Source organism: Larkinella punicea, assembly GCF_003334855.1.
In the GTDB taxonomy this organism is placed as follows: Bacteria; Bacteroidota; Bacteroidia; order Cytophagales; family Spirosomataceae; genus Larkinella; species Larkinella punicea.
Genome location: NZ_QOWE01000028.1, coordinates 113,501 through 123,720, shown reverse-complemented (window position 1 = coordinate 123,720; position 10,220 = coordinate 113,501). Strand labels below are relative to the sequence as shown.

At 53.4% G+C, this 10,220-nt stretch carries 8 protein-coding genes; all 8 read left to right on the top strand.

Annotated features, from left to right (window positions below):
• Positions 1–336: 336 nt before the first annotated feature.
• The 8 genes from DUE52_RS27315 (at position 337) to DUE52_RS27280 (ending at position 10,112) form a co-directional block, all read left to right on the top strand.
• The gene (locus DUE52_RS27315) at positions 337–1,008 is read left to right on the top strand and encodes a hypothetical protein (protein WP_114409259.1); all 672 of its coding nucleotides are present in this window, start codon (positions 337–339) and stop codon (positions 1,006–1,008) included.
• An 88-nt stretch (positions 1,009–1,096) separates the two neighbouring features.
• A complete protein-coding gene (locus DUE52_RS27310; protein ID WP_114409258.1) occupies positions 1,097–1,627 on the top strand; it encodes a hypothetical protein in 531 nt (176 codons plus the stop codon).
• Between the two features lie 70 nt (positions 1,628–1,697).
• Complete coding sequence (locus tag DUE52_RS27305; RefSeq protein WP_114409268.1) at positions 1,698–2,273, top strand: RNA polymerase sigma factor; 576 nt, start codon at positions 1,698–1,700, stop codon at positions 2,271–2,273.
• Positions 2,254–3,579 carry an outer membrane beta-barrel protein gene (locus tag DUE52_RS27300; RefSeq protein ID WP_114409257.1) on the top strand — a complete coding sequence of 442 codons (1,326 nt, stop codon included), beginning with the start codon at positions 2,254–2,256 and terminating at the stop codon, positions 3,577–3,579. The genes DUE52_RS27305 and DUE52_RS27300 overlap by 20 nt, the downstream gene beginning before the upstream one ends.
• 186 nt (positions 3,580–3,765) lie before the next feature.
• Positions 3,766–4,935, top strand: coding sequence for a DUF4856 domain-containing protein (locus tag DUE52_RS27295; RefSeq protein WP_114409256.1), 1,170 nt, complete (start codon positions 3,766–3,768; stop codon positions 4,933–4,935).
• 137 nt (positions 4,936–5,072) lie between these two features.
• Positions 5,073–6,233 (top strand): imelysin family protein, encoded by a 1,161-nt coding sequence (locus tag DUE52_RS27290; RefSeq protein WP_114409255.1) that lies wholly within the window; start codon positions 5,073–5,075, stop codon positions 6,231–6,233.
• On the top strand, positions 6,233–7,582 hold the full coding sequence (locus tag DUE52_RS27285; protein WP_114409254.1) for an HTTM domain-containing protein: 1,350 nt from the start codon (positions 6,233–6,235) through the stop codon (positions 7,580–7,582). Before DUE52_RS27290 ends, DUE52_RS27285 begins: the two co-directional genes overlap by 1 nt.
• Positions 7,563–10,112 (top strand): TonB-dependent receptor, encoded by a 2,550-nt coding sequence (locus DUE52_RS27280; RefSeq protein ID WP_114409253.1) that lies wholly within the window; start codon positions 7,563–7,565, stop codon positions 10,110–10,112. The genes DUE52_RS27285 and DUE52_RS27280 overlap by 20 nt, the downstream gene beginning before the upstream one ends.
• Positions 10,113–10,220 lie beyond the last annotated feature (108 nt).

The following is a 10,220-nucleotide window of genomic DNA, read 5'->3' as shown; positions in this document are numbered from 1 at the left end:
ACATAGGTAACGGTGTCAGGCACCTAAGGCACTGCTGTTTTTATCCATCCCCCACCGCTTAGCCGAGTGACTACCAAAGATAATTCGGTTAATGGTAATCAAAGAGGGTGTCGAACAAAGGTATGATGGCACTCCGTTGTCGCTCGCGTGTCGCGAGTGAATTCTATTCGAAGGGCCTCTGGCCCGAGGAAGGTTTTTAAGCGGATAGCTATAGTTTCGAAAAGCAAATGTACGGGCCAGAGGCCCTTTGGATAAAAGTCACTCGCGAGCGACAACGGAGGAGCCGCACCGTAAACTGAAAACCGTAAACCATTTTTAATAACCAAGTAAACAACCATGAACACGTTAAAAATCAGTTTCTTCGCGGCTCTGCTGAGCAGCACCATTGGGATGGCCCAATATGTTCCGCTGGGCGCCATTACGTCGTGGACCGACGGGTATGTCGTCACGACCGACAACGATACCATTCGCGGGAAAGTCCGGGTTGGCGCGATGGTGAATGACGCCCCGGCCAGCGTCGTGGTTCGCACCGCCGACGACAAAAAAGTAACCTTCAAAGGCGAGAAACTCCGCCTGGTGGCCCAGAACATTCCAAAATTTGCCTACGCCACCGGGGCCATTCCCCGCGAACGGGAGCAGGTGGTTTTTGAGCGGGTGCCCAATCCGCGCAAAGACGGAAAAACCGCCCTGCTCGAACGGCTGAGCCATCCGGGCAAAATTACGCTGTATTTCGACGCCAGCGGCTGGAAGAAAAACGCGGAGTATACCTTCGGCAATTTCACGATCAGCACCAACCCGAGAGACCTCAGCTTTGTGGTGGTGAAAGACCAGACCAACGCGCGCATCGTGAAAAAAGGAACCATCGACGACGAACACGAGGCTTTGTTTGGCGACTGCCCGGCCTTCGTGCGGCAGTTTCCGGCCGCCACGCGCCGGGACTGGAACCGGTTTGGCGAGATCGTGGAAGCGTATAACCGGACGTGCGTGATCGGGCAGGCGTTGAACTGACGGTTTCTGAAAAAAAATGCGAGGGGTTGTAGCGTTCGTTCCGGGCGCTACGTCATGGGTTTAGTAACCACTAAACAGTTTTATATCCATGAAAATCCATTCCATTTTATCCAGCTTCCTGATGGTTCGAAAAATGTCCGCTCTGTTGAGCCTCGCCGTCCTGTTGACGCTCGGAGCCTGTAACCAGGATTCGGCCAACGAACCCGCCCCTTCGGACAAAGACCTGACGAGTTTGCAAAAAAGCCCTGAAGAATTTGACCGGGCCATGAACGCCCGTACCAAAGCCGAAGGAACCCAGTTTACCATCGAGAACGTCACCCGTGACGGGAACATCCTGACGGTGAAAGTAAAAGGCGGTTGTTCGCCCGAATCCTTCAAGGCCGTCTGGAACGGGGTCGAAATCATGATTTATCCGCCGACGATCCACCTGGCGCTGATTCATGAAACCGGTGAAGTTTCCGGCTGCCCGACCGACCTCGTACATACGCTCAAAATTGACGTTACCAAAGTGGTTGGCGAAGGTGATCATTCCAATACAACCTTTGTCGTCTACAACGGGTCGAAGGTGCAGGACACCACGCTGAACCCAAACGGTAGCGTTACGAATTCCAACCGGTAAAATACCACTCATCCGCGGAACGGTGAGCCGTCGGGCTCACCGTTCTTTTTTATCGCCCGCAGCCGGTGATATGGCACCAGATTGTACTCCTTTTGAACGACAACTCATCGAAGGATGCCGGAAAGGCAACCCGCAGCACCAGGAAATGTTCTACAAGCATTTTTACGGGTTTACAATGGCCATTGCGTTGCGATACCACCCGGCCCGGCAGGAAGCGGGCAGCGTGGTCAACGATAGTTTTATGAAAGTCTTCGACCGGATCGACCGATATTCGTTCGACGAAACGTTCAAAGGCTGGCTGCGCCGGATTGTGGTCAATACCGCCCTCGATCATTACCGGAAACTGGCCAAACACGCCCACACCGTCGACCCGGAACAGGCCGACAGCCAGGCCGTAACCCTCGAAGATTCGGTCATTAGCCAACTCACGGCGGAGGACATTCTGAACCTGCTCCAGCACCTTCCCGACCACTACCGCATGGTGTTTAACTTATACGAAATCGAAGGCTATTCGCACGACGAAATTGCCCGGCAACTCAATCTGTCGGTCAGCTCGTCGCGGGTTTACCTGGTTCGGGCGAAAGAAAAACTCGCCCGGTTGGTGAAAAATTATTTCCCGAATCACAATGAAAGATTCTATCCATAAACGGCTGACCGATCAGATCCGAAAGACGATGGGGCGGTATGAACCGGCTTACGAGCCCGGTTCGTGGGAGGAATTTCAGCGGCTCCGGCGCAAACGGCAGCAGCGACAACCGCTGGTCTGGTTCCGGTATACGATGGCGGCCTGTCTGTTGCTCGGCGTTCTGGGCGTGCCGGTTTGGCTGTATGTTGGGCGACCGGATTCGGCTGAACTGGCGGTTTCTTCCCTCAAAACCGCTTCCACCCCTAAATCCCCTAAAGGGGACTTGGACGCAGCAAAATCCGGATCTAGAAAGTCCCCTTTAGGGGATTTAGGGGTGAAGCCAGGGTCGCGGACGGCTTTAGGGGCAGAAAGCGGAAACGTTTCAAATAGTCAAAACGACTTTCAGCTAAAAAATTCTAAATCGATAGCGCTAACTCGTTCCGGTAAACCCTTAAAACCCAAAAATGAATCTACAAAAACCGACTTTTCTCAATATTCAAACCAATCGCCTGGGATTGATCAGACTAATCAACCCCACGAATTAATCCCTCAATCCGGTTTGTTTGAACGGATAAAACCCCGATCTATAAAAATGGCTCAACAACCGCTTCGGCCGTTGGGTCTTCCCTTAAAACTATGGACGGAACAGCCCGCGATTGCGAAAATAGAGCGGTCTAAAACGGGGCAAACGCCCATCTGGGGCGTCAGTCTGGCTCCGCAGTCGGTGTATGCCGCCGGAAGTTCGGCGTCGTCGGCCGTTGGGGGCGGACTTTTTTCGGAAATCCCGATCAGCCGCCGGTTTAGCCTGTCGACCGGGTTGTCGATGGCGCAGCAAAAACTCGGAACCGCCGAACCGGAAGTGTTCGTTGTTTCGACGATTCCCCAGTTGGTTGCGACCCGCATCCGGCTCACGGCGGTCGATCTGCCGGTGAACATCCGATTTCGGCCCAAAAAATCGGCTGATTTGGGCTTCTATGCCGAAGCGGGTCTGTCGTCCGTCGCTTTTCTGAACGAACACTACGCTTACACCTACCAGCAGCAGAAGGAAGTGACGGTGGTGGTGATGGGAACCAACGGGCAGGAGCAAACGACCACACAGTTCGTAACGGCGCGGGAAACAATAAACCAGGCCGCCCCAGCTTTTCAGAAAATTTACTGGGGGCGAATCCTCAATCTGTCCATTGGCGTGGAACGCCGGATCGGCACCCGATTCCGCCTATCCGCCGAGCCGTATCTGAAATACCCAATCGGGCCGTTTACGCGGGAAAATCTCCTGCTTGGTTCGGGGGGCGTCAGTCTGCGGCTGGGTTTCCAGTCTGTCCGGTGATTCCACTCAAGTGCGATCCCGGTTCTGGCGACGTTATTGACCGGAACCGGGATTACTGTTTTTATATCAAATGTTTGATTATCAGGAAATTAAAATCTTATTTAAAAACATTCTTACTAATAATCTTATAACCAGTCTAAATAGTAATTACATTTACGGCAGAATTACCTTTTTATCGAATCCATCATGTTCAACGTAAATCTACTATCCCGATACATTCCCATTGTATTGGTAACCGCCAGTCTGATCGCCTGTAGCAAAGACGACGATGACAATGGCATCACACCACCCGAGAACCTGCGTTCCGCTATCGACTATTCCAAATTGACGGACACCACGGCGTACGCCAACTTTTTTGCGGATAACAGCGGTGCTAAAACCGTCGATCTGACACCGGGTAGTACCCAACTCCTGATGTTCCGCGCCATCAATACCTACAACGGCACGGCGGTTGGAACCGGCGCCACGCTGGATTCGACCGTACTGAAAAACATGTTTTCCAACACCGGCAACCCTTTTACCGATGCGGCTTTGAATACGTCGGGCGTTAACCTGCGGTCGATCTTTGCTTCGTCACTGCCGGCGGCTGAAGCCGAAAAAGAACGTAAAACCCTGGAAGCGGCTTTTGGACCGATTGCCACCGCCAGCAAATCCGTAACAGCTACCGCGTCGGAAGGCAAAGCGGGCAAGCTCGGAACGTATTTGGTGGACGAAAAAGGCATCGAATGGGGCCAGATTATCCAGAAATCGATGATTGGAGCCGTGCAGGTCGATTACATCAGCAACGTGCTCTTGAGCGACAAAAACCTGGCCCTGGACAATTCCAAAGTGGTCACCGGTAAAAAATACACCGAACTGGAGCACAACTGGGATCAGATTTTCGGCTTGCTGACGGCCAATCCGGTCTACGGCAGCAAAGCAACGGCTACATCGTCCGGCGAAAGTTTCATCGGTTCATACCTCTGGGAGTATAATAAGGAAGACTTCCCCAAAATTCATACGGCCTTGCTGAAAGGACGGGCGGCTATTGTCAACAACGATCCGACTACCCTGAAAGCGCAGGTCGCTATTCTGCGCCCGGCCCTGGAAAAAGCCCTGGCTGGTGCGGCTTTGGGCTATTTGGGAAAATGGAAGACGAACGCAACGAACGATGCGGCCCGCGCCCACGCCATTGGCGAAGGGCTGGGATTCATTTACTCGCTGCGGTTTTGCAAGGTAAACGGGGCTGATGCCGCTTTCTCGGACACCATCCTGGCGGGATTGATCCTGGCTCCGAACGGTTTCTGGGGGTTGACCAACACCAAAATCGATGCAGCCGCTGCGGCCATCCGGACAAAGTTCAAGATCACGAATTAATGTAGCGTTTACGGTTTTCGGTATACTGTTTACGGTGCGGTTCCCCGCCGGGACTGACGCGTATGAAGCGCGCGTCAGCCACCGTAGCGACGGCCCGGCGTAAACAGTATACCGAAAACCGTAAACCATTTTTAAGTATGGCACATTTTAGTTGGAAAACCGTCGGTTTTTTGTTTGCTTTTCTGGGGCTGGTCTGGGCTTGTTCGACCAGCAAGGATACGCCCGATCCGGACCCCGATCCGAATCCTACGACTCCCGTGGGCACCGATCGCAAAGCGATGCTGACGCACCTGGCGGACAACATCATTCTGCCGGGCTACGCCAATTTTAAGACCAAATTCGACCTGATGCGGACGAAGTCGGAGGCCTTTGCGGCCAAACCCGACCAAACCACATTGACGGAATTCCGGCAGGCCTGGGTCGATGCCTATACCGAGTGGCAAAAAGTCGAACTGTTCGATGTCGGCCCCGCGGAATCGCAGACGTTGCGGTATTTTTTTAACATCTATCCGGCCAACGTGACCGGTATTGAGGAGAACATCGTCTCGGGTTCGGCGGTGATGGACTTGCCAGCCGCGTATCCCAAACAGGGTTTCCCGGCTTTGGATTACCTCATCAATGGTCTTGCGGCCACCGACGATGCCATCCTGCTGCGGTATACGATGGCTGCGGATGCCGCCAAACGGATTGCCTACCTGAAGCGAATCACGACCCAGATGAACACGGTTTTTACCTCCGTTCTGACCGAGTGGACGACGGGCGGCTACCGCGACAAGTTTGTAAACTGCACCGGCATCGACGCGGGTTGCTCGACTTCGAAACTGGTCAATGGCTATGTGCTTCATTATGAGCGATACATTCGCTCGGGAAAATTCGGGATTCCGACGGGCGTGATGGCCAACGGCGTAGCGGCTCCCGAAAAAGTGGAAGCGTTCTATCAAAAAGACCTTTCGCTGGTTCTGGCCAAAACCGCTCACCAGGCTGCCATTGATTTTTTCAACGGGAAAGACGTAAAAACGGGGCAGGAGGGACCCGGTTTTAAAAGTTACCTCAACGCCCTTGGCGCCAAAGACAGCCAGACCGGCAAGTCGCTGGTGGAGGTGATCAACGCGCAGTTTGAATCGACCAACGCGAAACTGAACGCGCTGAAACCGAATCTGCACGACGAAATCAAGACCAATAACGCTGCGGTGGTGGTGGTTTACACCGAAATGCAGAAAGCCGTACGAATGCTGAAAGTGGACATGACCTCGGCCATGAGCATCACCATCACCTATGTGGACACGGACGGCGACTGATGGGCCGGTATTTTCGGACATATACCTCCGCGGCTCCTTTGGCCGTCTTCCGAATCGCCTTTGGTGTGATGATCCTGGGCAGCGTCGTTCGTTTCTGGGCAAAAGGGTGGATCGAAGAGCTTTACATCAAACCGACCTTTTTCTTTCCGTATTACGGTTTTGAGTTTGTCAAACCGCTCGGTGAATACACCTACCTGCTGTTTACGGCATGCGGTCTCAGTGCCCTGCTGGTGGCCGTGGGCTGGTTCTATCGGGTGGCTTCCATTCTGCTTTTTCTAAGCTTTACGTACATCGAACTGATGGACAAAAGTACCTACCTGAATCACTATTATTTTGTGAGCCTGGTGGCGTTTCTGCTCATTTTTCTGCCCGCCAATGTCTATTTTTCGGTGGATGCCTACCGAAACCGTAGCGGTTCCTACGACCAGATTCCCCGCTGGACCATCGACAGTTTGCGGCTGATGATGGGCATTGTGTATCTCTACGCCGGGCTGGCCAAACTGAATTCCGACTGGCTGCTGGAAGCCTTGCCGCTCCGGATCTGGTTGCCCGGTCGCAACGATTTACCGGTCATCGGTTTTCTGTTCAACTACCGCGAAACGGCGTATGCGTTCAGTTGGCTGGGTGCGCTCTACGACCTGAGCATTCCATTTTTGCTGCTCAACCGCATCACCCGGCCGTTTGCCTATGTTGCCGTGGTGGTTTTTCACGTGCTAACCGTCATTCTGTTCCCGATCGGCATGTTTCCGTACATCATGATTGTGGCCGCTCTGATCTTTTTCTCCGCCGGTTTTCACCAGAAGATCATTGCGGTTCTATGTCGATTGCTGCGCCTGCCTGATAACCTTTTAGTGCGTCATAAGATATTGATTTATAACGCGCTACATTCTAAGGGGCTGTTATCCTTGCTGGCTCTTTTTTTCATCATACAAATCCTGATTCCCTTTCGGTATACGCTCTATCCCAACGAGTTATTTTGGTCGGAAGAAGGCTACCGGTTTTCGTGGCGGGTGATGCTGATGGAGAAAATGGGGCATGTGCAATTTAAAGTAGTGGACGAATCGGGGCGGCAGGCCGTTGTCAACAACCACGAATACCTGACGCCTTTGCAGGAAAAAATGATGGCGACGCAGCCGGATATGCTGGTTCAGTTTGCGCAGTATCTGCGGGACCAGTACGCCCGGCAGGGTTTTCAAAACCCGAAAGTTTTTGCCGATACCTACGTCAGTCTGAATGGGCGGCTGGGCAAACCGTACATTGACCCAACGGTCAACCTGGCCCGGGAAACCGACTCGTTCCGGCCCAAAAAGTGGATTTTACCCTTTGGAGATGAAATTAAAGGTTTATAGATCAAATTTTGCCCCTAAATCCCCTAAAGGGGACTTTCTGAATCCGGATGTTGCCGCGTCCAAGTCCCCTTTAGGGGATTTAGGGGCAAAACCGGGATCGCGCACGACTTTAGGGGCTTTGTACATTTTCTGCTTTCTGTTCCTTTTTAACTTAAGTCCCGGCATTGCCCAGCACACCTTACGGGGGCTGGTTCGGGAGAAAACGACCCGCGTACCCGTCGATGGGGGCAGCGTGTATCTGAAAGGCTCCCGGAACATTTTTATGACCGACAGTCTGGGGCAGTTCACCATTCCCAATCTGAAAACCGGCACCTACCAACTCCAGTTTTTCTCCCTGAATCACAAACCGTTCAAAACCGAACTGACGGTTCGCGCGGATACGACGCTTGACATTTCGCTGGAAAGTTCCGAAAAAACGCTCCGGGAAGTGACCGTTACGGCTCAGCAGGGCAGTTTTGGCATGACCCGGTTGCGCGAAGTAGAAGGCACGGCCATTTTTGCCGCCAAAAAATCGGAGGTGATTTTGCCCGACAATCTGGTCGCCAATCTGGCCACCAACAACGCCCGGCAGGTGTATGCGCGGGTGGCTGGTCTGAACATCTGGGAAAACGACGGGGGCGGTTTGCAACTGAGCATCGGTGGCCGGGGCCTCGACCCCAACCGGACGTCGAACTTCAACGTCCGGCAAAACGGCTACGACATCAGCGCCGACGCCCTGGGCTATCCCGAAAGTTATTACACCCCCCCAACGGAAGCCCTGAAACGCATCAAAATCGTGCGCGGGGCGGCTTCGTTGCAATACGGAACGCAGTTTGGCGGGTTGCTCAATTTCGAAATGCGCCAGCCCGTCACCGACCGAACCGTTGAAGTGACGTCGCGGCAAACCGTGGGCTCGTTTGGTTTTTTCAACTCGTTCAATAGCGTGAGTGGCACGGCTAAAAAGCTGAGTTACTACGCCTTTTTTCAGTACAAACGGGCAGACGGCTGGCGACCCAATTCGCATTTCGACAGCAAAACCCTCTATGCCGATCTGCATTACCAGTTGACCGAAGAAGCCAAAATCGGCCTGGAAGTGACGCACATGGACTACCTGGCTCAGCAGCCGGGCGGGTTGAGTGACGACATGTTTCGGGCCGATCCGCGACAGTCGAACCGGGAGCGAAACTGGTTTAAGGTGGACTGGAACCTGTTCAATGTGCATTACGACTGGAAAGTAAACCGCCGTTCGGACATTAACCTGATTGCGTTTGGCGTGGTGGCTTCCCGGTATTCGCTGGGTTTTCGGCCCAATCGCGTGGCAACGGTCGACAACGAGAGCTTTGAGCGGGATTTGATCGCGGGCGATTTTCGAAACTGGGGTTTTGAAGGGCGGTTTCTGAACCGGTATAAACTGGGCCAAAAAGACGGCGTTTTTCTGGTCGGAACCCGGTTTTACCACGGTTTCAACCACAGTCGGCAAGGTGTGGGGCCAACAGGAAAAAGTGCGGACTTTACGTTCATCGAACCCGATCAACTCACGTCGTCCGACTACCGTTTCCCAAATCGGAACGTCTCGCTTTTTGCCGAAAATGTACTTTTCCTCAATTCAAAAGTATCCATAACGCCCGGTTTGCGCTATGAACACATCCGCACCACCGCCGACGGTTTCTATGGCAACGTCGTCCGCGATCTGGCGGGCAACATCATCGATATTACCAAAACACAGGAGAAACGGATCAATCCGCGCGGTTTTCTGATTGCCGGTATTGGCCTGAGTTACAAGCCGTCGGCTCAGCTTGAAGCGTACGGGAACATCTCCCAGAATTACCGTTCGATCACCTTCAGTGACATGCGGATTTCGAACCCGTCGGCAGTGATCGATCCCAATTTGCAGGATGAACGCGGTTTTTCGGCGGACGTGGGCGTACGGGGTGAGAAAAACGAAGTGCTGAATTATGACCTGAGTCTGTTTGCGCTCAACTACGGAAACCGCATTGGCGAAGTGCAGTTTTACGACGAAAACGACCGTGTTCTGCGCAAACGGACCAACATCGGCCGGGCGTTGATCGTGGGGCTGGAGTCGTACGGCGAAGTGGAACTGCTGCGGCTGTTAAAAACCCAGCCGGATCGCTGGGGTTGGTCGGTTTTCGGCAATCTGGCCCTGATCCGTTCGCGGTATGTGAACAGCCAGATTCCGGGGGTAGAAGGCAATGAGGTTGAGTTTGTTCCCGCCGTCAACCTCAAATCGGGCATGCGGTGGGGCTATCGCAACCTCAAAGCGTCGTTCCAGTTTACGTACCTAACCGACCAGTTTTCCGACGCGACAAACGCGGTCGATGGCGGTTTTTCGGGAGTTGTCGGACGGATACCGGCCTATCACATCATGGATTTTTCGCTGTCGTGGAATTACCGGTGGCTCAAACTGGAAGGCAGCGTCAACAACCTGACGAATGAATTTTATTACACCCGCCGGGCAACGGGCTACCCCGGTCCCGGCATTTTGCCGTCCGACGGGCGGGCTTTCTTCCTGACGGTTGGCGTAAAATGGTGATAAAACCCTGACAGCGGTCGAAGACCCTGTCAGCGGTTAAGTGACAGGGTCTTTAGCCACTGAGCAAGGTATTGTAGCTGCTGACAGGGTCTTTAGCTGTAGCCGCTG